Genomic DNA, 24251 nt, shown 5'->3' on the forward strand with positions numbered 1-24251 from the left:
ATGAAAAAAGGGCGACAAGATAGAATCGCGGAGACGCTTACTCACACCTTCACAAGATATGCATTTCACAGTCTCGTTATATAGCGAAAATGACTATCCAACATCGGCCGACTATAGTCGACCATATAGTCAACTCCAGTCATCCGATCAGACAACAGGAGTTGTCCAGCTGGCCAACGATAAACGGCCGACAGGGATATTGTTAGTTTATTTATGAATATATGCCCCTATTCAGGCAGCTTATCATGCATGTAAATGCATCCCCAGATACACTCCTATTAAATAAGGTATGAGCCAGATGCACCAAACCACAATACTGAAACGATTAAAATGCTTTTTAGCTTTAGGTGATCCCTTTACATAAGTCCATATTGCCCACGAAGCATGCACAAACATTAGAAGAATAGCAATAGTTCCCGTCAGCGTATGAATTTCGTCATGTAGATGAGTCAGTTCGGCGATGTGCTCCATCAGACTTGTGCCAACCGTATCGGCAAGCAAACCGAGAAGGAAGAAAATGATATGCCAAAACTTCAATTTCTTTTGAATACGTTCCCCCCAAACACCTATCGTATAAAAAATAAGCGCAGATGAAATAACGCAAATTGCCGCTATTAAATAATGTATATCTACTTGATTCAGTTCCATAAATTTTCGTTTTCTAATAACAACAAAGCAAAGAATAGATAGTTCTCCCAGCTTCAATCTTTCACAAATGCAATCCCGACTTTACAAACGAAGAAAAAACGCAAACAGATTTGTCTCTTTTCACAAAAAAGTAATAAAAGGCGATTTGCAGAAACAAATAAATCGACTACCTTTGTGGGCGATTTAGAGAATCGTGACTACGTATTTTTAATTATATCACTTAAAAAAAGAGCTAATTATGACTTATTCACACGAAGTGGAACACATGTGTGTTGTAAAGAAGGGTCCTAACCATGGACCGGCTCCCATACCCGAAGAAGGCAAATGGGTAAGATCTAAAGAAATCGTTGATATTTCTGGTTTGACACACGGTATCGGTTGGTGCGCTCCTCAACAAGGTGCTTGTAAACTGACACTGAACGTTAAAGAAGGTATCATCCAGGAAGCCTTGATCGAGACAATCGGTTGCTCTGGTATGACTCACTCAGCTGCTATGGCTTCTGAAATCCTTCCGGGTAAAACAGTTCTTGAAGCATTAAACACTGACCTTGTTTGCGACGCTATCAATACTGCAATGCGCGAACTTTTCTTGCAAATCGTATACGGACGTACTCAATCAGCTTTCTCTGAAGGTGGTTTGATTATCGGTGCAGGTTTGGAAGACTTGGGTAAAGGTCTGCGTAGCCAGGTAGGTACTCTTTATGGTACTTTGGCTAAAGGTCCTCGTTACCTTGAAATGGCAGAAGGTTATATCAAACAAATCTTCTTGGACAAGAACGACGAAATCTGCGGATACGAATTCGTACACATGGGTAAGTTCATGGACGAAATCAAGAAAGGTACTGATGCTAACGAAGCTTTGAAGAAAGTTACAGGTACTTATGGACGCGTAACAGCAGAACAGGGAGCAGTTAAATCTATTGATCCACGTCACGAATAATATAAGGAGGAAAGAAACTATGATTAGAGAAGTAAAATTCGAAAGCCAAGACCGTCGTATCAAAGGTATCATTGAAGCCTTGAACGCTAACGGCATCAAAGACATCGAAGAAGCTAACGCTATCTGCGAAGCTGCCGGACTTGATCCTTATAAAACGTGTGAAGAAACTCAGCCTATCTGCTTTGAAAATGCAAAATGGGCTTATGTAGTAGGTACTGCTATCGCTCTTAAGAAGAACTGCACAAACGCTGCTGAAGCTGCTGAAGCTATCGGTATCGGTTTGCAAGCATTCTGTATCCCGGGTTCTGTAGCTGACGACCGTAAGGTTGGTATCGGTCATGGTAACCTGGCTGCTATGTTGCTGCGCGAAGAAACTAAATGTTTCGCTTTCCTGGCAGGTCACGAATCTTTCGCTGCTGCCGAGGGTGCTATCAAAATCGCTGCAAAAGCAGACAAAGTACGTAAAGAACCGTTGCGTTGCATCCTGAACGGTCTTGGAAAAGACGCTGCTCAGATCATCTCTCGTATCAACGGCTTTACTTATGTTCAGACTCAATTCGATTACTTCACAGGTGAACTGAAAGTTGTTCGCGAAATCGCTTACTCTGACGGTCCTCGTGCAAAAGTAAAATGTTATGGTGCTGACGACGTTCGCGAAGGTGTAGCTATCATGTGGAAAGAAGGTGTAGACGTATCTATCACAGGTAACTCTACTAACCCGACTCGTTTCCAACACCCAGTTGCTGGTACTTACAAGAAAGAACGTGTTCTTGCTGGCAAACCTTATTTCTCAGTTGCTTCTGGTGGTGGTACAGGTCGTACTCTTCACCCGGATAACATGGCTGCCGGTCCTGCTTCTTATGGTATGACTGACACAATGGGTCGTATGCACTCTGACGCTCAGTTCGCTGGTTCTTCATCTGTTCCTGCTCACGTAGAAATGATGGGATTCCTGGGTATTGGTAACAACCCGATGGTAGGTTGTACAGTAGCTTGTGCTGTTGACGTTGCTCAAGCTTTAGCTAAGTAATTTAGATAATTACTATATATTAAATCCCTGTAACTGATAAGGTTATGGGGATTTTCATTTATAGCTAAGTTCAACTCTTAATTACAGTAATCACCTACCCTACTGACCTCTTTTATGTATCTGCTATTAGTCAAGTCAACAATTCCTTGAACTTCATTTTCCTTCTATTCTGACTTACAAATAAGAGAAGTTAGAGGAATGTCAAAGGTGGCTTATAGATGTTAAAATCACAGCCATTCACAGCCAATTCACAGCCATTAGGCTCTAAAATCAAAAATGGCTGTGATTCAAAGACAATCAACTGTATATCAACACTAAGGTTAAGGTCATACTCCATAATTCTATGCTATAGAAAACATCATTTATAGTATGGAAAGACATACATACACAATTAACTTTTGGGTTAGCCCAAGTAAAGCAAGGAAAAATGGTAAAGCACCCATCAACATTACCATCACTCTAAATGGTCAAAGAGCATCATTCTCATCTAATAAGATGATAGCTCCTAATGACTGGGATGCCACAAGGCAAAGAGTAAAAGGAACTAATGAGACTGCCAAGTTGATTAATGAATCTTTACTCCTAATCAAAAACAAGATATACAAGAAGGAAGTAGAGCTATTGGAAAGAGGTTACATCCTGACAGCAGACTTATTGAGGGATGCCTACCAAAATAAGATAGATGCCATACAAACTAAAACCCTGAATCAAATCTATCAAGAGTTCTTAGATAGCCTTATCAAAGTAGTAGGTAAGGGAACATCAGAAGCAACTTACTACAATTATAATAGAACCTTTAATCTCTTGAAGGAATACATGAAAAAGAAATTCAAGAGAGATGATATGTTCCTCTTAGAGCTTAATTATTCATTCATGGCAGACTTTGATATTTTCCTAAAGACTGAATATAAACAGAAGAAGAATACCACTGTTAAGCATTTAAAGTGCCTGAAAAGAGTAGTAAACATAGCCCTAGCCAATAAGTACCTACAGATAGACCCTTTCCTTAATTACAAAGTAGAAAGAGAGAATGTGGAAAAGGAGTTTCTAACAGAGGAAGAGCTAAGAGCTATCATCAATAAGGACTTCTCACTGCCAAGACTAGAGAGAGTTAGAGATCTTTTCATCTTTAGCTGTTTCACCGGACTTTCATATGGTGATGTTAAGACCCTTAATGAATCTCACTTTATCCAAGATGAAGAAGGTAGAATTTGGATTAAGAAGCATAGAGTTAAAACTGGTGTGCTATCAAGAATCCCCCTACTACCTATTCCTAAGTTGATATTAGAGAAGTACAAAGGTGGAGATAAGCTACTCCCAGTCATTGATATTTCCTCTACAGATTCTTACTTGAAGGAGATTGCAGATTTATGTGGTATCAAGAAGAAGATTAGCTACCATACAGCAAGATTTACATTTGCGACCACAGTTACCATCACCAACAGGATATCACTTGAAGTAGTAAGCAAGATGATGGGACATACCAATACAAGAATGACATCTCACTATGCAAAGATTGTAGACAAGCACATAGGTGAAGAAATGGATAAATTAATGAATACTTATGATGATGTAGCACTAGAATAAAGGCAGATATTGAAAAGAACCTCTGTAGTTGATTGAACTATGGCGGTTCTTTAGTACCTTTGTTCACTTACAATCTATATACTAACTACAAACTAAGTGAGATATGAGCAAAGAAGATGAACTGGCAAAAGAACAAGCAGAAGTAGTACCTAATACCTATGGTGACTTACATGATGCACCTGTAGAATATATTGGAGAAGGAGCAGGCATTAAAACCATACCTCAAGACACAGTAATAACTAGTTTGGATAACTTACTATTTGGCAGACCACCAGAAGTAATAAGAGAAGAAGTTGGTGACTCCTTCTGGAATCTGGCTGACTTCATAGATAAAATGCCTCATGGCATTGTAGACAAACAGATACCCGGCATTGGAGCTACTACACTTGAGATAAACTCAAAGAGAAACTCAATCATAGTCTTTCCTACTAAGGCTCTGGCTTATGGTAAACACTCAAAGCATCCTAATACATTATATGTAGGTAGTGAGATTAAAGGTGAAAAGGTCACTAATCAGCAGATTGAGGAATACTTGGCTAAAGATGGATACAAGAAACTTCTAGTAGTTGCAGACAGTCTAGGTAGACTATTAGGTATCATAGGAAAAAACTACAAGGACTACTTCCTTATGATTGATGAGGTTGATGTTCTCCAGACTGACAACAACTTTAGACCTCAATTGGAGAATGTGATTGACTACTACCTTATGTTCCCATCAAAGAACAGATGTATGGTAACAGCTACTATGAAGGAGTTCAGCAATCCACACTTAAAGACTGAATGTAGATTTCCTATAACATGGCAATACAATACCCATAGAAATATAGACTTACTACATACAGACAATATCACACAGGCTGTCATAGAAAAGGTTATCTCTCATCCTACAGAGAAGATATTCATTGCCTATAACTCCATACTCCAGATAAGGAATATTATAGCATCACTAGATGAAGAAACCAGAAAGGAATGTGCTATCCTATGTAGTGAGGCATCCATAAAGGAAGCAGGAGAATACTTTGCACCCAAATTAGGAGACAATGATACCTTACCTGCTAGGATTAACTTTGCCACCTGTTGCTACTTCACTGGTATAGATATAGAGGATAGTTACCATCTAATCACTGTATCAGATGTAAGAAGAAGCCACTCAATGTTAACCTTAGATAGGATGACACAAATACATGGTAGATGCAGAAAGGTCAATGGGATACTTAGTGAAACTATCATATATAATACCTTAGGATATGTATCAGTAATGGAAAGTATGGATAGCTATACAGTCACCCTCTTAAATAAAGCTAAGAAGGTGCTCAAAGTAATAGAATCAGCAGATAATATCATGCAAGGTGACCATACCCTAACTGATCTGTTTGCAATGGTCAAAGAAGCCATAAGAGAGAAAGCACAAGAAAGAATTGCGGGAAATGAGTTAATTAACTTGACTAGAAAGGATGTATATGGAAAGGATGTACCTGCCTACCTCAACATAGACTACATCATTGAAAGAACCGAGTTATATGCCTCATACTTCATGCCTGAAACACTGAAAGAAGTACTAAGTAAACAGGTTAAAATCATTAGCTACAAATCCCTGAAGTATGATGTATCCCCAGAGCAAAGTAGCATAGAAAAGGCTAATAAGGATGCACAGAACAAACTAACAGACAGCAATATCCAAGATGCCATAAAATACATCAAAACATTATCAACCACAGGACAGTTGAATGATAATACCTTGTACTCATATACTAGACATTGCAGAAGTAAAACTAAGATATTCTTAGAGAGATTCATCAAGCTATATAGGTATGTTGACCTTGATAGTCTGCTACATCAACTATGGGAAAGTAGGACAAGTAACAGTGTAGTCTTCAAGAACCTCAATAATACAGTCATGTACTGGGCACTAGATGAAGAGCATCCTTTCAAAGTTGCTATAAGAAGAAGTTTCACCTTAAATAAGAGCTATTCAGCAAGTGAGATACAAGAGATATTAGCTCCTATAGTTCAGTATCATCTACATAAGGTACTGAAACCAAGAAAGTATGTAGTCTTATTGAAAAGTATGTATGCTACTGATAGAACATCTAGGAATAAATACACCATCAGAGAAGAGAATCCAAGAGGCTTTAAAGAACATACTGGCAGGATAGCTACCAAGGAGAATAATATGTTAAAGCTATTTATGTTATAGAAAGTTAATAAACGACCAAATAAATGATAAGGATGTTGGTGTTACTGATATTATTTGCTATATTTACACCTGATAGCCAGGTAGTTATAGAGTAATTCACCTCTAATATGACATTAACTATCAACAGAACCAACCTTAGGGTCAAATTTCACCCTATACTAATTACCTTTAATCCTTTATTACTGTAGGTAATTAGTATGGGGTGGATTTTGACCCCTCTAAAATAAGAATTAATGATAACAGTTAAGCAATTCACTATCATTCCCATTGAAGCTTGCAGGTACTTCAATCCAAAGCAGCTCTACCTATTAGCAGGTCTCTATATTAATGCTTATCCCCAAAGGGAAAGCAACTACATGACAACAGATACTACTTTCAGCCAGTTAGCAGCTCTTACAGGAGTGAGCATATACTATATCAAAGAATCTTTTGTTCCTAGACTAAAGGAATTAGAAGATAAAGGATATAGGGTAGAGACTATACAATCACAAAGAGAGATTAAAAGGAACATCTATCATCTACCTAATCCACCAGTGAATTTCAGAATTATATGGGCTGAAATATTCAGTGACAGATCTTTAACTCCTGAAGAAAAAGGAGTTATGATAGGGTTATACTGCCTTTGTGTTAACAAAGAGTTCAGGATAGACCTATCAGACAAAGTCATTTATAGTCACTTGGATATGGCAAAGAACACATATAAGAAGTATAGAGACCTATTGATTGAGAAGAAAGTTATCTGGTCTTCCTATGATGTTCCAATGACACTAACATGGAGTGAACACATGGATGCTAAAGTTCTATTATACCCTCACTTAGGTTACAATACTTGGATAGATAAGGTTATATCACATGTACCAGATGATGATGAAATCAAACATTACCTTGATACTACTAATGATGAATGAATGATACATACCTCAATATCCCCTGTTTTCACACCAGAAGGCAGAGGATTATTGTATATATACATAACTAATGTATAGCACTCTCTACTGTCATCTGATATACTGTCTCTCTGATATTTCTAATTTTTATTTTAAATTTCTGCAAACTTGATACCTATAAGTGCACTCTAAGTCACACTTTCACCCACCCCAGACCTTAAGAGTGGGATATCTCCCCTGTGCATATTGGGGATTATTGTATTCACATTGTGAGCTCATTACAGTAAGCTCATTACCCCACCATAGAAACTGAATCAACAGCAGCAGAATGGTCTGTCTGCACAACAATAAAATTACAAGATTATGGAAAGATTAAAGTTCTTAGAGACAGTAACAGTGAATGAGTTTAAAGCTCAAAAGGGAGTAAGCAAGATTGAGGTTAAGCAGAACCCTCATACAGGTAAATGCTTCTTTGTCTATGGCTGTGAAACAGGTGCAGTAAGTGACAAGTTCCTTAATGGAGAAGTAACCAATCCTGTTATCTCTCAAGTATGTTCACCTGATACAGGTGATATGTTTTATATGCTGCATCAGAGAGGTGAAGGTGGAGCTATGACATTGGCAACTCTATGACAGGTATCAATGTAGACCTCAAGGAGGCAAGTTCATTAGGGCTTGCTTCCTTTTTTCTTTATAGATTATACATCAACTATTAATATTATTCAGATATGTTGAACTTAAGAGTTTCATCCAAGAAGCAAGCTAAGATTAAGCTTGCTCTACAAGGCTGTGCAGGTTCAGGTAAGACCTATTCAGCATTACTTTTGGCTTATGGTTTATGTAATGACTGGACTAAGATAGCCATCATTGATAGTGAACATGGAAGTGCAGACCTCTATTCTCACTTAGGTGCTTATAATGTATTAAGTCTAAGTGATAACTTTACACCTGAAATATACATGGAAGCCATTGGTATATGTGAAGATGCAGGCATGGAAGTTATCATCATTGATAGCATCTCACAGTGTTGGGACAACTTGCTTGAATACCATGCAGGATTACAAGGTAACAGCTTCACTAATTGGCAGAAAGTGACACCTAGAATCAATGCTTTCATGCAGAAAGTATTGCAGTCTGGAAGCCATGTAATATGCACTATGAGATGCAAACAGGACTATGTTCTAAGTGAGAAGAATGGCAAGATGATACCAGAGAAAGTAGGACTAAAAGCAGTCATGAGGGATGGTATTGATTATGAGTTTACCATAGTCTTTGACATCAACATGAAGCACCAAACTATTGCATCTAAAGACAGGACAAACCTGTTCATAGGTAAGCCAGACTTTACCATTACACCTGCTACAGGACAGATAATCCTAGATTGGTGTAATGATGGCATCAATCTGGAGATGATAAGGAGTAAGATTAACAGCAGCAAGACCATTGAAGAACTGACTGCCATCTATCATGCTTATCCAGAATGGTATCAGCAGTTAACATCTGACTTTATGCAGAAGAAAGCAGCACTTCAGGTACAAAAGAATCAACCAACTATTAACTATACCCCTAATTACATTAGATATGGAAACAATGCAGTTGCAGCCAGTCAGAGCTAATCTGATATACCCTAATAGAATCAACAAAGAAGGCTCTCATGTTCAAATAGTTAAGCCAATGGAAGTCATTAGCACAGGTATTATATCAACAAATCCTGTAGAAGCTGAACCAATAAGCACCAGAGAAGGTAATAAGTTACCCTTCATTGAGGCTAATACAAAGGAAGTCACTATGCAGTACCTCAAAGAGGAATGTATTACACCTGTGTTCTCTAAGGACAATGAGGTTACTATATCACACTCCAGTTTCATTGAAACTGTATGGGAAGCAGCTAATAAGGTGTTCTCCAATGAGAGAATAGAAGAACCTGCCATCAGGGTAAGCCATGTTATCAAAGGCAGAATACCGGAAGCCATTCATAAGCCAGTGAATCAATTACTGGAATCTGATAAAACCATCTACTTTGAGAGAATGATGTTCTGTTTTGAGATACCTACCATATATGAGGATATTGCAGGTAACAGACTGAATTTAACCATAGGTGGAGTTAGAGCTTATAACCATGAAAACCTTTACAGCAAAAAGGGTGCAGAGAAGTTCAAGGTATTCATTGGCTTTCAAAACATGGTATGTTGTAACATGTGTGTCTCAACAGATGGTTACAGGTCAGAATTAAAGGTTATGAGTACTGCTGATCTATTCAATGCAGTGATGAAACTGTTCCAAGAGTACAACATAGCCAAGCACTTGTATTACATGTCAGCCTATAAAGACAGCTATATGAGGGAGTCTCAATTTGCCCAGTTCTTAGGCAGAAGCAGATTATATCAGTTCTTACCTGTAGACCAAAAGAAGAAGTTACCACAGATGCTAATGACTGATACTCAAATAGGATTAGTTGCCAAAGCATATTACAATGATGATAACTTTAGTACTCTTCTGGATAGTAGGGAAATCAGTATGTGGAATGTGTACAACTTACTAACTGGAGCTAATAAAAGTAGCTACATTGACAACTTCTTGGACAGGTCACTTAATGCCACCCAATTGACGGAAGGACTTAATAAGGCTTTATATGGTGAGAATGAATACAGTTGGTTCATTAATTAGTGCATCTTATGGACAGTATAATGAATGTAGCAGAGGTTCAATTGAGCTATAAAAGCAATGTCAAATCATCAACCAGATACAAGATAAATAGCTCACAAGATGCCTATAAATTATTGATAAAGTACTTCCCTGATAACACAATAGAATATAAAGTGGTACTGCTTAATCAGTCTAACAGAGTATTGGGTATAGTACCTATTTCAGAAGGTGGAATATCTGCAACTTATGTAGATGCAAGGCTGATATTACAAGCTGCATTGTTGGCTAATGCAACACAGATAATAATGGCACATAATCATCCTTCTGGAAGCATGAAACCCAGTACTCTGGATGATGCTTTGACTGAAAAAGTAAGGAAGGTGGCTGAACTCATGGAGATTCATGTAGCAGACCATATAATCTTAAGCCCAGAGCAGGAATACTACTCCTATCATGATGAAGGAAAACTGTAAACACTTAACCTTCTAAGGTCTACAATGCCCTACCTTCTATTAATTCCATGCCACTCTGCTGTTATTATACCATTATGATGGGAAATTTCTCCTGTCTCACTTTCTTGCATATTATATATACAAAGTAAGTGATGTAGAATAGCAAATCAGGGGACAGTTTAATAGAGGTTAACTGCCTCTTCTAATAAAGGTTGATGGTGTTTGATTACAGGGTAGAGAGAGGTACTGCTATAATAACTTAACCACTTAAGGTTCGGTGAAGTATGTAAACATGAATCATAGCAATAGTTAGTAAGTTAGACTAAATTAAATATTTATTAAATTATGTGTGAGATTATCTTAATTGTAGTGGGGTTTGTCCTCACCAGTATGATACTTAAGGATTAAGAGGTTATAGACCTCTTAATATGTGTTTTTATTGTTGTTGATAGCCCTAGTTCTGTAATAGACTGGGGCTTTAACTGGTGTATATATGACAGTATTAGATATGATATTACAGGGGTTCATATTGATAACTACTGGTGCTCTATTTATCAATTGGACATACAGAAAGTGAATAATTAAGCTTATCTTTGTATTATAAGGATATAGCCTACACCTGTGGTACTGATATGACTTTAAGCCTATTAAAAGTAACTCTCAAATGATGAAGTATTGCTGAAAAGTTCTAACTTTGCAGCATGAACTAATTAAATGAGAACTAATGAAATAGAAGTTTAACAAGACATATTAGAAAAGAAGTGTTTGCTTCTTACTTGTGACAGTCCTAAAATTACCACCTTGAAGACTAACAATCACAGCAGTAAGGAAGTGGATACTCATACCATATGGTGTGGGCTTCCCTTATATTGTGTGATTGTGAGCATGTGGTAATGCTTTGGACTCCCCAATATACAAGGTTAAGTTCACACCTTCTTTTTGTAGTATGGCTACAAAAGGAAATACCATGAAATATTATTATGTACTATTACTAGTATTGGTTATTGTTTCTTGTAACAGTAACCAACAGAGGCTCTCCTCATCTGATAAGGAAACCTTCCCAATTACCACATCTCAAGATTCATTACCCGAAGGCTGGTATAATGAGACACTTACTCCTTATACAGGTAAAGATAAAGCTGAAAAGAATATGATTAGCCAAATGAATACTTACAATAATGCTTTATTTAGAGGTGATATAGACAATGCTTCCCTATATATATACCCTGATGGCATAAAATACTATAGAGGATACTACCCAGGGCTTTCTGACAAAGCAATCATACAGACTATATATAAAGATGTATCAGAAATGTACCAAACCTTAAAGACTACTTATGATAAGAAAGGCATTGATTACAGCATTATAGTCAGCAATATAACCAACCGAGTAGTAGATAAAGAGAATATCATTATCACATTTGAAGTAGTCGGTGTACTTACACAAGGAGAGAAGTGTATTCATGACAACCCAGAAACTAATATAGGTGTATCACATAATAAAGGTAAGAATTGGACATTCCTTGCCCTTACTGATGATGTTCCTAATATATTAAGGATGAAGTTTAATGAAGAGATAATTAACAAAATAATGAATTACTAAAAATTAAGTATGTATGGAATTTATGGATTTATTTAGGAAACAGTCCAGAGAGACAGCTTTAAAGGAGAAGATTAGACAAGGTTTTGATGATTCAGTCATGGAAGTCATTAGGGAGGGAGCAGCAGAATCCCCAATGGGTGGATTAATTGTCAAAACAGCTATTGCTAACTTCTATCAAAGAATGAAGTCTAGTGAACTTGCAAACATCTGCCTGGAGACTGGAGTTAATTTTCAGGATATACTTGATGAAGAATGCCAGAATGCATTACATAAATATTTGGAGGAATAAGTCATGTGGTGGGTCATAACCATAGGAATAATAGTCTTCATCATCTACAGAATAACCAAAGAGCATGATGAATATGTAGATAAGCACATTACCAGCTTTGGTGGAATGAGGGTTAAGTACAAATCCCTAATAGATTACTTAATTGAACCACAAGGAGCTAGAATAATTAAAGAAGCCAATGAATATATTGTTATATCTTCTTCTTGTTGGACAGTAAATATCAACTATTCTGCTGGAGATTTAATCATCTCTTTGAAAGGAAGCATGCCACTTATAGGGCAGTTCTCCAAGAAATGGACATATCCTTCAGGATACCCACAAGATAAAATGATAGAAGAAATAGAGAACTATATGACTTGGCTAATGGAAGAATATCAGAGACTAAGTAAAGGTTAAGATATGGAATATCATCTTTCCTTTGGAATACATAAGGCTAAATTACCCATTATCCCTATTGAGATAAAGGGGCAATACCTTAGTTTCATCTTAGATACTGGAAGTACCTGTAGTCTGATAGACAGTACTGTAGTAGAATATTTCAAAGATATAGTAGAGCCAATTGGTGACTATTGTATCAGTGGAATTGAAGGAACTAAGCACAAGGTAGACATGATTACTTTACCTTTCACATTTGAAGGTCAGATATATAAACCCAAGTTTTGTGTAAGACCCTTACTTAATGCTTTTAAAAGTATTGAAGAAGAGAGTAGCATACAGGTACATGGGCTAATTGGAACTGACTTTCTACTAGAGAACAAGTGGGTCATTAACTTTGAGAAATTAGAGCTTATATATTAACAATCAACAGAGCATTATGAAAAAAGTATTTTTAGTGTTAGCTGTGGTTCTACTATGTACAGGATGCAGCAAAAGTGATGAAAATGAACCTTTAACAGACTATCCAGAGATGTCTGACCCTAATGATGTATGTACTGCTATGGATGATTTAGATTTCATGAAATACTGTTATGAGAAATTTGATGTAAACAAGGATGGCAAAGTTTCAATACATGAAGCCAATGCAGTTGAAGAAATATACATATATGGTGTTAAGTCATTAAAAGGTATTCAGTATTTCCCTAACTTAAAGAGACTCTGGTGTACTACCTCATTTCTTGATGTTAGTAAAAATAAAGAGCTGAAGCAACTCCAGTTATGCAAATACAATTTTGACACTCAAACATACATGGGAGGGGCACTAACAAGATTGGATATATCACAAAATGATAAGTTGGAGTCCTTACATTGCTCAAATAATAGGCTTGAGTATTTAAACATATCAAGTAAAAGTGTACGCAGAGTAGTATGTGATGGTAATAAACTGAAGGAACTAGATACCTCCAAAGCTGTCAACTTGAGCTCTTTAGTTTGCTCCAACAATGACTTAAGCAATTTGGACATTACAGAGAATATATGCTTATGGGAATTAGAGTGTTTCAATAATCCTAATTTGACAACCCTTTGGATTAATCCTGAATGGAGTGATTGGGCTAATTCTGACCTTTGTGATATAGACAGAAAAGTTACAACTGTAAAAGTAAAGAAATAAACAAGTATTCAATATGTCAAATCCCAAACCTAACAAATGGTCTGGTATCCTGCTGATAGCAGGTACAGTCTTACTAATCATCATCATGGTGGTACTGACAATCATAGCCAGTTCTCATATGTAAGAAGAGAAGGATCACATGGAGCACTTGGAGTAAGTTAATTTGAATACTTGCACCTCCCTGTCTTATCAAGACTCTGATAAGGTAAATTGTAACTTTATTGATGTCTACTTATACTAAGTGAACATCTATTGAATGACACTTTAAACTAATTAAGTTATGAAACAGAAGCAGGAAACTTAGCACAATCTAAGTGCTATTAGTAGTATGATACTAGCATAGTAGTAATGCTACCATTGTTGGCTAATTCATCTTCAAAGGAAGAGATTAAAAGATGAAGAATAAGCCTCGCCACAAGCTATTCACAACCATTTGATATATAAACAATTTAATTATCAACCAACAGTATTAGGATTATGAGACCCTAATTAAAGTTATACCATTGATATATAAATACTTATAGTAGAGTTATAAAAGAAAAAGTAATAGGGGTATAAAGCCTAGCATATAGTAATACCATTGTATGACTGACACTATGGGTCGTATGCACTCTGATGCACAGTTCGCTGGTTCTTCATCTGTTCCTGCTCACGTAGAAATGATGGGATTCCTGGGAATTGGTAACAACCCGATGGTAGGTTGTACAGTAGCTTGTGCGGTTGATGTAGCTCAGGCTTTAGGTAAGTAATTTAAGTTACTTTTATATAAGGAGAGTGTTTTTTATTGGGCACTCTCCTATTTTTATTTAAAACAACAAACTTTTGGAATAGCGATTCCATTCTTATTTATTAAAAGATATTTGAGCTTTTAGCTCTTATTCTCTGTTCTGAAAACCGCCAAATAGAAGTCCATGAGAATAAGTTACTGAAAGTTCGCGTCCATCGGGCGTGAACTGTTCGTACTTATTTATGGACATGGTGCTTGGCGGTACCTCAGAACAAAATAAGTTTCGAATGGTTCCGCCTTTTTTATTATTATGATACACATCGGGAAACTTATAGAAGAAGAACTTCGCCGTCAGGAACGTTCTGTCAGTTGGTTCGCTAAAAAGCTCTATTGCGATAGGACTAACGTGTATAGTATATTTAAAAGATCAAGCATTGATACAGAGTTACTATTTCGTATATCCATTATTCTTAATAGCAATTTCTTTTCATATTATCTCCAGGAACTCAACAATTGTAAGGAAACAACAATAACGTGACTTTTCTTCTACTATAAAAAAATGTGAGAATTATATAATTTCATACTTTTGTCTGACAGTAAAATTCATTAAAAAACAAACAATATGTCAGAGTATTCATCTACAACTTATTTCATTAGAATCATAGCAAAGTTCCTTGGTTTCGGAGGTATGGTAATCTTCGTTTTGGGATATTGGATATTTGATTCTTTTTGGTTGGGAGCCGGCATTGGCGCAGCTTCATATATCATAGGTATAATAATACTCTCGGTAACTGATAGCCCTATGAAATGTCCTCATTGTCACAGTGTAAACGTAGAATATATCAGCGAAATAAAAAAAGATGGAATGACATTCAAAGGACATGGTTGGAAATGCAACCATTGCGGAAAAGGTTTTGATGGAGAATACAAAGCTAACATAGGAGGACAAACATGGACTATGAAATGGTAACATCGCATTTTATTCACTCCTAAAATTAATAAATGTATTTGTAACAATATACCATGGAAAACACACAGATACCTACACAAAGTCAGCTCTGCGCCTTAATGTTTACCTATAGATGTAATTAAAAAGATATAATTAATTATGGGAAATACAGATGGAGTATGGAAAGAAGACAATGCTCATACGGGCTGTTTCATATTACCTGTCATTTTCTTGTTTATTATTATAGTGAAATCATGTACAAGCTAATCAGACAATGAGATAACATTTTTCTTTGCCACATAAATACTACTTAAATATTTTCAACAATGATACGAAGATTACCTAAAGCTAAAATCGTAACCTTATTTGTTACGTACGGCTGCAACTTAAACTGTATATATTGCTTTGAACATTACAAAGACCCAAGCAAAAAAATGCCATTGGAATTAGCCCAATCAATTATACTGAAAGAAATTGAAGAGATAGAAAAATCAGAAATCAACGACGCCATAAAAATTGATTTATTCGGTGGAGAACCCCTTTTCAACTTTTCTTTTATCAAAGAATTCTGCGAATGGTTCTGGAGTTTAAATATTAAAATTCCTCATATTATTTATGCTACGACCAATGGGACTTTACTTGATAAAACAAAGCAAGAATGGTTCAGGCAACATAAAGATGACTTTGTATTAGTAATGTCAGTAGACGGTGATTCCGCCATGCAACTCGAAAACCGTGGATGCACAATGGAAAGACTGCCAATAGAATTTGCATATGAACTATGGCCGGATCAAGCATTCAAAATGACTATCTCCAGTAATACTCTGCCCCATCTGTCTGAAGGAGTTATTTCACTCCTTCAAAAAGGATATTTGGTTGAAAGCCGTCTTGCACAAGGCGAAACTTGGAAATCTGGCGACGAAGTAATATACAAGCGCGAACTAAACCAAATAGCAAATTTCTATCTACAGAATCCCGAATATCATCCAGGTGCATTATTCACACGTTACTATGGAGACATCTTGCATGATAAAACTCCTCTGAAATTCTGCGGTACAGGTACAAATATGGTAGCATATGATGTGGAAGGAAAAAAATATCCATGTCATATGTTCTCACCTATCGTATTGGGAAGAGATACCAGAGAAGACCTGAAAAAGATCGACTTTTATAATCCGGATGAATTAATAGAGGACTCCTGTAGATCATGCAAAATGTTACGTGTTTGTCCTTCATGTCTCGGATTTAATTATTTCCAAAGAGGTGATGTGAAAAAGCGAGATAAAGGTATGTGCAAACTATTACTGGCAGAAGCGCAAGTTGTCAGTGCTTTTCAAATTCAATATTACACAAAAAATAAGAATATTATTTCATGGGAAGAGAAGATTAAGCTCAAAGCTGCATTAAAAACTTATGAGCTTCTCACTGATTTTTCCTTTGAAGAATAAATTAACATAGTATTAACCCAAAACATGAAGGAAGAATAATGAAAGTATCTGAATCTTTATTAGTAGAAGCTGCTGACATTGTAAAAAATGTCAATGATGAAATCATCTCTGCTATACCCGGTTGCGGCTGTTCAGGCTGCGGATTTGGTTGCAGTGGCACAGTAGGTATGGATTAATTATCCACAGCCTATCGCAAAAATAGTCCGGGCTAGAAAGTCCGGACTCATTTATTCACCCATATTGTAATGATCATGAAACCATATAAAGCACTGCCACCCTATAAAACCATTAATAATATCCGTTCCATTTTAGAGTCACTGGATATTTTTACAACCGAATATCATATCGGATTGAACAACTTCTATCAATCTTGCCGTGTTCTGATAAACAACGGAGAACTGGGACAACTAAATATAGGAACAAATGGAAAAGGGTTAAGGACAGATTATGCCTTAGCCAGTGCTTATGGTGAGCTTATGGAAAGAATTCAAAATAGAATGATTTTCAAAGAAATGTTTTATGCCACTTCTTCGAGCATTAACAAACTGGAAAAGAACTATCCGGTATTTTGCCAAACACTTAGAGATAATGGATGGGAACTAAAATTCAGATACTATCCCGATGAAACAGAATATCATCTGCATACATGGAGCGAATTTGAAGAACAGATAAAAGCATATCTACCGCAAGTTTACAATGATGCCACTAAAGAAGAAATAGAAATAACCAAAAGTATGGAATTCAACCATACTCTACTGCAAGCTCCTTTCTATAATATAAATAGACAACATGTAGTCAATCTTCCATTTCAATTGATCCGACTTTCATCAGGGTCAACTGGTTTATGCGCTGGTAACACTCCAGAAGAAGCTATCTTACAAGGTATTAATGAAATCTTCGAAAGATATGTGCTACAACAAATATATATCAAACAAATCACTCCACCTACTATTCCTAATTCATATTTTCCCAACAATGAGATCATTCAAAGATTAGATAATCTAAAAAAATCGCAGGGAATTACGTATAAAATCAAAGATTGCTCTCTTGGAAAAGGCTTTCCTGTCATCGGACTACTTTTAATAGATACCAGAAACAATCGTTATTCTTTCAGACTGGGAGCAGATGCCAATCCTGAGATAGCTCTGCTAAGATGCTACACTGAAGCTTTCCAAGGAGTCAATAAAGATAAACATATTTTCAACCCCATCAATTTTGATGATGAGAATGTTGATTATAAAAGAGAATACAATCAAAATGTAATAAACGGAAGCGGGCGTTATCCTGAATGTATTTTCCTTTCCATTCCAACTTATCCTTTTCAGGGACTAGTCAGAAGAAATAAAGATACAGATAAAGAAGAACTAAAGGATATTATCAAGTTCATACAATCAATGGACTATACAATATATGTCAGAGATAGTTCGTTTCTAAATTTTCCTGCATATCATATATATATACCCGGACTTTCGGATGTTTCATCCCAATTATATAGTTTAACTCAGATTGTCAGCAGATTGAATGATCACGATTTCACCTATGCCATTCCCCCCGAATATCATATTAAGTCCATTCATTCAGAAGAGAAGAGAACCTTGTATTCCAGAATAAGCAAACGCAATGAAAATAATATCGCACTATTTCCTTATTACATCAGTCCGAACAATACAATCAATAAGAATCTACTATTAACCTTAGTATCTTATCAACTTTCTAACCTAAAGGAAGCCTTCAAACATATGAGTTTATTTTTAGAAGAAAACGAACAGAAACAAATAAAAATTGAAAGATACTATTATGCGTTAAGAGATTTCTTTTATTGGAAAATGAAATGTAATGGAGATGCAACACTACTCCTTGATATTCTTAAAAATATCTATGGAGAACAATTAGCAAATGAAATTATAGCAGATACAAATGATAAAGATGCTATATTCCAAAATTTCCAAATGCCTAATTGTTTCCATTGTGAAGAATGTGATGGAAGAACAAAATGTATGTACTTCTCATTATTAAAACTAGATGTGAATATTCAAAATATGTATCTACAGAATACGCCTCAACAAGATAAATTAAAGGAAACCTTTATCTAACATTGAAATGTAACTTATAATATTCGTACTTCCATCCATTGTATAAGAGAATAAATAAACATCCCTATCTCTAATCTTCACTATAATAGGAACTCTATTCCTTGGATGGACTTATATAAGCAGTGGAATCTTTCTTTGCTGGTAACCATATATTCAAGAATGTTGTTGAATACAAACAAAATAGTTATATTTGCATAAACTCATAGTTAAAAGATTATGGAATACATCAACGAATTTCACAAAAAATGGATAGAGCGTACTCGCCAGTCGATAGTCTCTTGGAGCAAGCAGCCTGCATCGTTAGAAGAAGCAAAGAAGCAACAGGAACGCTTGAACCAACAGAGAGCTATAAGAGAAGGCAAATCAAAGAACTAATCTCATTTGCCAACATTAACGAATTATGGATAGACTTCAATAATATTCCTGCTATTTACCTAGACAAAGGAGGTGAGAATGAAGTCTTTTATGATGGTGCAGCTACCATATATAAACTAAACAACTTTGAATATGCAGGTGATGATTTAGAAAACTTCTTTATTCGCATCACTGCACATAATAAGTTTTTTAGTAATGTCCCTTATCACATGATGGGCTTTGCCTATAATAGTCAGCATGAATTTTGTGCAGTTCTGATACAACCTTATATAAAGGCAGAGCGTGAAGCTACAGAAGATGAAATTGCAGAATATATGGAAGCACTTGGTTTCGAAATAGACTATATAGATGAATTCCATAATGAACAATACGAAATCTTTGACGCTGTCCCTAACAATGTATTATATGGTATTGATGGTGACTTATATTTCATTGATACGCAAATAAGATTAAGATCCCAATCCTACTAAAGATTCTTTTATACCCAAAGAGGGTTTGCCTATGACGCAGCCCTTTTGATAATTCGTTCTCTAATTTTTTGGCAAATAGTTCAGATTACTTTATATAGATAAAGAACTCCTGTAATCTTAATGATTACAGGAGTTCTTTTTATTTGTAGTAATTTGATATGGATAAATTTATTCAGAAATGTATTACTTCATATAGACCATATCATCTTTTCTTTCTCCTTTGTACCAATCAGTGTTTGATTTACATCCACTTTCAACCCACTTTGTATACATAGGGTAAGCCTTATCAATCCGAATACCCTCCAGACACCATTTAAAATTGGCTGATGGAATATTAAGAACATTGGGGAAATCAGCACTATGCTCATTATAAGAATTGAGATCAAAAGTAGCCTTTCCGTTATTTAACATCGGAATGTATTCTGCAGCTTTCGGCAAGGTAATTTGAATGACATCTGTTTCCACTTTAGGAGCATCTTTCACATTCATATAACCAGTCAAATTCTTAACGTAGGTATTACCATTGATACCAAAGCTATTATTAAATAATGCCCCTGTTGCCATAACCTGAATAGAAATCCGCGCATTATTACTATCCTGGATTTCCTCAATATAATACCTCACTACAACATCATTAAAGTCATAGTCTCCCTGGTTGGGATAGTTATCCTCAAACAGCCACATTCCTTCCCAAGCAATCTTAGCCGGATCCAATTCCGGAACCGGTATCTCATTCTCCGGTGTCAAAGCCGGATTGGATTCAATCAGACACAACACATCATTATAATCCTGGTCAAACCATCCGCCAGGCAGCAAATCTTCCATACCCAACGTCTGATATTCTTTACCTTCAAATGTCAGTGTTCTGATAACTCCTGATGTCATCAATACCTTATTATACTTCACATTGAATTTCGGAGTGGAATACCGATAATCACCGGGGTTGAATGCACAGGCAAAGCCTATTTTACAATTGGTAAATGTACCAAGCTTTATTTTATCCCCAATATTTTGAGTTCCATCGAATAGAAGAGTGTGAACTTGAACCTCATCGTCAGTATCGGAATAAGTATAATAGTATAAACTATTATTAAGGTGTGCACCGCCATTACCAATATAAGTAATCCAGACTTCTGTTTCTTCACCTCCGACTATCAAGTCAGAACATACTGCATACATGTCACTCGGTGTATTTCTGATCCCTTCCGGATAATAATTATTGATGGCTGTAATCAAAGCATCGGAAAGTTCGCTTTCGGCTCTCGTAACACCTTTATTTACAACAACATTCCCTTTCGAATAGGTGTACATCTGACCATTCATCAACAGATATAACTTATCTGTAGCTTTAGGGATTCTGACAGTTTCCGAAAATGGAGCATAGTCAACTAAAATAGGTTTTCCAACCAGATGACCATCCACGTAAGGATCGTCAGCATAAAGAAGACAGCGCGTATTTTCAACAGCGTTAACACTCACAGTAATGTCTTCAACCAAAGAGAAATCTTTGCCGGCCTCCGGCTCCTGATAATAATTTCTTTCTTCGCACGAAAAGAACGCAAAAATTGCGATAAGCAAGAACGATAATTTCTTCATACCTTAGTCTGTAAAATAAATATGTTTAGTTTTTAAGTCTGGACAAATATGTAGCTTTTAACTTGAATATACAAATATAAACCTGTAAGAGCAAATAATGTAGCTAATTCGAGAACTTTTGTATGACTTCGCCTGTTTACATAACAGATACTAAAACATTATACAACAATGCTACTCACATTCTTAAATACACTTGCCACTATTATCAGTGTTATTAGTCTGCTAATTGTCACTTACGGAGTATTAGTCTGCTTCATCGCTTTTTTACGCAATGAAATAAAACGATTCAACGGAACATATACGGTTAACAATATACGGCAGTTGAGGGCGGATTTTGGCACTTACCTTTTGCTTGGATTGGAATTTCTAATTGCTTCCGACATACTAAAAACTGTGGTTGATCCAACGTTGGACGAATTGGCAATCCTGGGTGGAGTGGTTGTAGTAAGAACTGTGCTTTCTGTATTTTTGAATAAAGAGATCAAAGAATTGGCCGAAAATGATTCAGCGAAAGAAATATAGCATATCGCCGCACAACTAAGTTTCTCCAAAGCCATATCTTTTTTATTGCCTGATATTTCTATTTTGCCTACCTTTGTACGGGAAACATTTACACACTGACTGGCAAGGAATAGAAACACGTCAAAAAAATGGGAATTACACATCTATCTATTGAGCTTACACTTGATCTGATTGCGTTAATTATAGGAATCATCCTTATTATACGTGCTAAAGACAATTATCCGAAATTATATTGGGGAATTATAGCAACCGGCATCGGTATTATGTTTTCATGGGAAAATATCGGATGGCTGACAATTGTCACAGACACTCCGGAATACAACTTCACAGAATTGCTCAACATAGAGAAAATGCTCAAATGGTATGCTTTAGCAAATATTGTAGCCCTGTTCCCTATCGCTTCTTTATCGCCGGGCTATCTGAACCATTTCAGAATATTTACTTTTCTGTTATTACCTATCATTACGATAACGGTAGGAATCAGTTATTTAGGTTTCAATGGGAATATCACCCCCATCCACTCCATAGATGAAATTATTCCGAATATCCATCAAATAGATGTCAAGCTTAGGGTTTGCATATTCCTGTTATCCGTTTTTACCCCACTCGTTCTTCTTATTTATCCGATGATGAATAACAAGACCTACCGCAGGATAAATAATAACATGTATCTATTCATCGGTTTTCTATTCGTATTTTTAGGGATATACATCTTGTTCACTCTAAATATCAATGAATTTGTTTTCAACTTGTTCGGCATTATGGCAATCGTTTTTACGGTCTTATTCTCCATACAATATTTACGTTATGAGAATCCGTTTTCGAACCATATAAACATGATTCATAATACAAAGAATACGGAAAGCACTATAATGCTACAAGGTGGAAAACCATCTCCTACTCTCCCGCTCTTCTCAACGATTGAAGCCTATCTTCAGGAACAGCATCCCTATACCGATCAACGGTATAATATAGAACTTTTAGCCAAGTCTCTGAATAAACAGGAACACGATATTTCAGCAGCAATCAAAAGTCAGGGCTTTACTGGTTTCCGGGAATACATTAATTATCTTCGACTGGAATATTTCAGACAGCTAGCCGCCGAAAATCCAAAGAGTAATGTAAAAGAACTAATGTTTGCATGCGGTTTCACCTCCCGGGCAACTTTCTATCGTAACTTTTCAGAAAAGTATGGTGTATCACCCAGTAAATTCATTGAGAATCAAAGAGTAGAACAATAATTTTCTTTTTTAAAAGCACAATTCTTAATAGTAAAAAGTGTCTCATTTCAGGAATGAGACACTTTTTATTTTTATAGCTAAAAGCAATCCGTTACTTTTGATGCAAAATAAAACTACGACGTTGGCATCATCAACAGATTAATCGAATACTAAGATAAATAGAATATGAATATTGACAATTGCAATCACACCGACACAGAAAAACATCAAGAAGAAAAAATCTTTTTATATACTACCATTACTGGAAACTTGCAACTAATCCATTTAGAACAGATTGGCTATTTCCGGTATAACTCCAAGAGTAAACTATGGGAAGCTGTGTTAAATAACAATCATACCCTGGCACTCAAAAGAAATACAAACTCACAAAAGATATTGAGTCTGCATCCCTATCTTATCCAGATTAGCCAGTCACACATTATCAATATAAGCTATCTGGTTTCGATTGAAGACAACAATTGCATATTGCTTCCTCCATTTAATGAGATGGAACTTTTACAAGTAAGCAAGTCTTTTATGAAAAAGCTAAAAGAAAAATATCCATGTATCTGATTGTATATAGCTCATCTTTATGCTCTATGCAACACCAAGCAGTTCCACTTCGAAGATCAATGTCGAGTAGGCAGGAATAGAATCAAAAGATTTGATACCGTATCCCATTGCATAAGGAATATAAATAATCCATTTATCACCAACATGCATTTTCTGAAGTGCCACCTGCCACCCTTCTATTACATCACTAAGACGTAGGGCATCGGGACAAGTACGCTCATAAGAATTATCAAACACCCGGCCATCAATCAGACTTCCTTTGTAATGCACGGTAACAATGCTCCGTGCACCCGGAGAAATCGTACTTTCGCCAGTTTCCAAAACTTTGTAATAGATTCCACACGGCAACGCGAAAACACCTTCCTGAAAAGACAGTTTTTTCAGAAATCGCCGATTGGCCTCTTTGTATTCTTTCTTTTTCCCCATAAATAAATTGATTAAGAACTTGCA

At 36.1% G+C, this 24251-nt stretch carries 25 protein-coding genes and 1 pseudogene; 23 read left to right on the forward strand and 3 right to left on the reverse strand.

Annotation, left to right across the window (positions count from 1 at the left end):
• Positions 1-243: 243 nt before the first annotated feature.
• Entirely contained in the window at positions 244-648 is a 405-nt protein-coding gene (locus DXB58_RS22145; RefSeq protein WP_122138277.1) for an HsmA family protein, read from the reverse strand.
• A 238-nt stretch (positions 649-886) separates the two neighbouring features.
• Between DXB58_RS22145 and DXB58_RS22150 the strand changes: the two genes are divergently transcribed.
• From DXB58_RS22150 to DXB58_RS22245, 20 genes and pseudogenes are all read left to right on the forward strand, one after another.
• Positions 887-1588 (forward strand): iron-sulfur cluster assembly scaffold protein, encoded by a 702-nt coding sequence (locus DXB58_RS22150; RefSeq protein WP_074556386.1) that lies wholly within the window; start codon positions 887-889, stop codon positions 1586-1588.
• Positions 1589-1607: 19 nt separating this feature from the next.
• Positions 1608-2618: a GGGtGRT protein gene (locus DXB58_RS22155; protein WP_008760490.1), complete on the forward strand. Its 1011-nt coding sequence runs from the start codon at positions 1608-1610 to the stop codon at positions 2616-2618.
• 369 nt (positions 2619-2987) lie between these two features.
• Positions 2988-4205, forward strand: a complete 1218-nt coding sequence (locus DXB58_RS22160) for a site-specific integrase (RefSeq protein WP_122138278.1) — start codon at positions 2988-2990, stop codon at positions 4203-4205.
• Between the two features lie 103 nt (positions 4206-4308).
• Positions 4309-6402, forward strand: a complete 2094-nt coding sequence (locus DXB58_RS22165; RefSeq protein WP_122138279.1) for a hypothetical protein — start codon at positions 4309-4311, stop codon at positions 6400-6402.
• A 233-nt stretch (positions 6403-6635) separates the two neighbouring features.
• Positions 6636-7310 carry a hypothetical protein gene (locus DXB58_RS22170; protein ID WP_122138280.1) on the forward strand — a complete coding sequence of 225 codons (675 nt, stop codon included), beginning with the start codon at positions 6636-6638 and terminating at the stop codon, positions 7308-7310.
• Between the two features lie 342 nt (positions 7311-7652).
• Positions 7653-7922: a hypothetical protein gene (locus tag DXB58_RS22175; RefSeq protein ID WP_122138281.1), complete on the forward strand. Its 270-nt coding sequence runs from the start codon at positions 7653-7655 to the stop codon at positions 7920-7922.
• Between the two features lie 95 nt (positions 7923-8017).
• Positions 8018-8905 (forward strand): AAA family ATPase, encoded by an 888-nt coding sequence (locus DXB58_RS22180; RefSeq protein WP_122138282.1) that lies wholly within the window; start codon positions 8018-8020, stop codon positions 8903-8905.
• Positions 8871-9956 carry a DUF3871 family protein gene (locus DXB58_RS22185; protein WP_122138283.1) on the forward strand — a complete coding sequence of 362 codons (1086 nt, stop codon included), beginning with the start codon at positions 8871-8873 and terminating at the stop codon, positions 9954-9956. Before DXB58_RS22180 ends, DXB58_RS22185 begins: the two co-directional genes overlap by 35 nt.
• Before the next feature lie 8 nt (positions 9957-9964).
• On the forward strand, positions 9965-10408 hold the full coding sequence (locus tag DXB58_RS22190; protein WP_122138284.1) for a JAB domain-containing protein: 444 nt from the start codon (positions 9965-9967) through the stop codon (positions 10406-10408).
• 946 nt (positions 10409-11354) lie between these two features.
• Positions 11355-11990: a hypothetical protein gene (locus DXB58_RS22195; RefSeq protein ID WP_122138285.1), complete on the forward strand. Its 636-nt coding sequence runs from the start codon at positions 11355-11357 to the stop codon at positions 11988-11990.
• 13 nt (positions 11991-12003) lie between these two features.
• A complete protein-coding gene (locus DXB58_RS22200; RefSeq protein ID WP_122138286.1) occupies positions 12004-12279 on the forward strand; it encodes a hypothetical protein in 276 nt (91 codons plus the stop codon).
• A 3-nt stretch (positions 12280-12282) separates the two neighbouring features.
• Complete coding sequence (locus DXB58_RS22205; protein ID WP_122138287.1) at positions 12283-12675, forward strand: hypothetical protein; 393 nt, start codon at positions 12283-12285, stop codon at positions 12673-12675.
• A gap of 3 nt (positions 12676-12678) precedes the next feature.
• The gene (locus DXB58_RS22210; RefSeq protein WP_122138288.1) at positions 12679-13077 is read left to right on the forward strand and encodes an aspartyl protease family protein; all 399 of its coding nucleotides are present in this window, start codon (positions 12679-12681) and stop codon (positions 13075-13077) included.
• 16 nt (positions 13078-13093) lie between these two features.
• A complete protein-coding gene (locus DXB58_RS22215) occupies positions 13094-13828 on the forward strand; it encodes a hypothetical protein (protein WP_122138289.1) in 735 nt (244 codons plus the stop codon).
• 584 nt (positions 13829-14412) lie between these two features.
• Positions 14413-14577, forward strand: a pseudogene (locus tag DXB58_RS22220) (GGGtGRT protein); the annotation flags it as partial.
• Positions 14578-15177: 600 nt separating this feature from the next.
• Positions 15178-15525: a hypothetical protein gene (locus DXB58_RS22230; protein WP_122138291.1), complete on the forward strand. Its 348-nt coding sequence runs from the start codon at positions 15178-15180 to the stop codon at positions 15523-15525.
• Between the two features lie 305 nt (positions 15526-15830).
• Entirely contained in the window at positions 15831-16952 is a 1122-nt protein-coding gene (locus DXB58_RS22235) for a radical SAM protein (RefSeq protein ID WP_122138292.1), read from the forward strand.
• Positions 16953-16990: 38 nt separating this feature from the next.
• A complete protein-coding gene (locus DXB58_RS27750; RefSeq protein ID WP_158571580.1) occupies positions 16991-17128 on the forward strand; it encodes a hypothetical protein in 138 nt (45 codons plus the stop codon).
• A gap of 75 nt (positions 17129-17203) precedes the next feature.
• Positions 17204-19045 carry a YcaO-like family protein gene (locus DXB58_RS22240; RefSeq protein WP_158571581.1) on the forward strand — a complete coding sequence of 614 codons (1842 nt, stop codon included), beginning with the start codon at positions 17204-17206 and terminating at the stop codon, positions 19043-19045.
• A 245-nt stretch (positions 19046-19290) separates the two neighbouring features.
• Entirely contained in the window at positions 19291-19890 is a 600-nt protein-coding gene (locus DXB58_RS22245) for a hypothetical protein (RefSeq protein WP_122138294.1), read from the forward strand.
• A 183-nt stretch (positions 19891-20073) separates the two neighbouring features.
• Here DXB58_RS22245 and DXB58_RS22250 read toward each other — a convergent pair whose 3' ends face one another.
• On the reverse strand, positions 20074-21486 hold the full coding sequence (locus DXB58_RS22250) for an LruC domain-containing protein (RefSeq protein ID WP_122138295.1): 1413 nt from the start codon (positions 21484-21486) through the stop codon (positions 20074-20076).
• Positions 21487-21654: 168 nt separating this feature from the next.
• On the opposite strand from DXB58_RS22250, the gene DXB58_RS22255 reads away from it, so the two are divergent.
• From DXB58_RS22255 to DXB58_RS22265, 3 genes are all read left to right on the forward strand, one after another.
• The gene (locus tag DXB58_RS22255) at positions 21655-22008 is read left to right on the forward strand and encodes a DUF1622 domain-containing protein (RefSeq protein WP_004296944.1); all 354 of its coding nucleotides are present in this window, start codon (positions 21655-21657) and stop codon (positions 22006-22008) included.
• Positions 22009-22136: 128 nt separating this feature from the next.
• A complete protein-coding gene (locus DXB58_RS22260; RefSeq protein ID WP_122138296.1) occupies positions 22137-23249 on the forward strand; it encodes an AraC family transcriptional regulator in 1113 nt (370 codons plus the stop codon).
• A gap of 165 nt (positions 23250-23414) precedes the next feature.
• Positions 23415-23801, forward strand: a complete 387-nt coding sequence (locus DXB58_RS22265) for a LytTR family transcriptional regulator DNA-binding domain-containing protein (RefSeq protein WP_004296947.1) — start codon at positions 23415-23417, stop codon at positions 23799-23801.
• A 24-nt stretch (positions 23802-23825) separates the two neighbouring features.
• On the opposite strand, the gene DXB58_RS22270 is transcribed toward DXB58_RS22265, so the two are convergent.
• Complete coding sequence (locus tag DXB58_RS22270; protein WP_009000886.1) at positions 23826-24227, reverse strand: FKBP-type peptidyl-prolyl cis-trans isomerase; 402 nt, start codon at positions 24225-24227, stop codon at positions 23826-23828.
• Between the last annotated feature and the right edge of the window lie 24 nt (positions 24228-24251).

The organism is Bacteroides sp. OM05-10AA (genome assembly GCF_003439055.1).
In the GTDB taxonomy this organism is placed as follows: domain Bacteria; phylum Bacteroidota; class Bacteroidia; order Bacteroidales; family Bacteroidaceae; genus Bacteroides; species Bacteroides intestinigallinarum.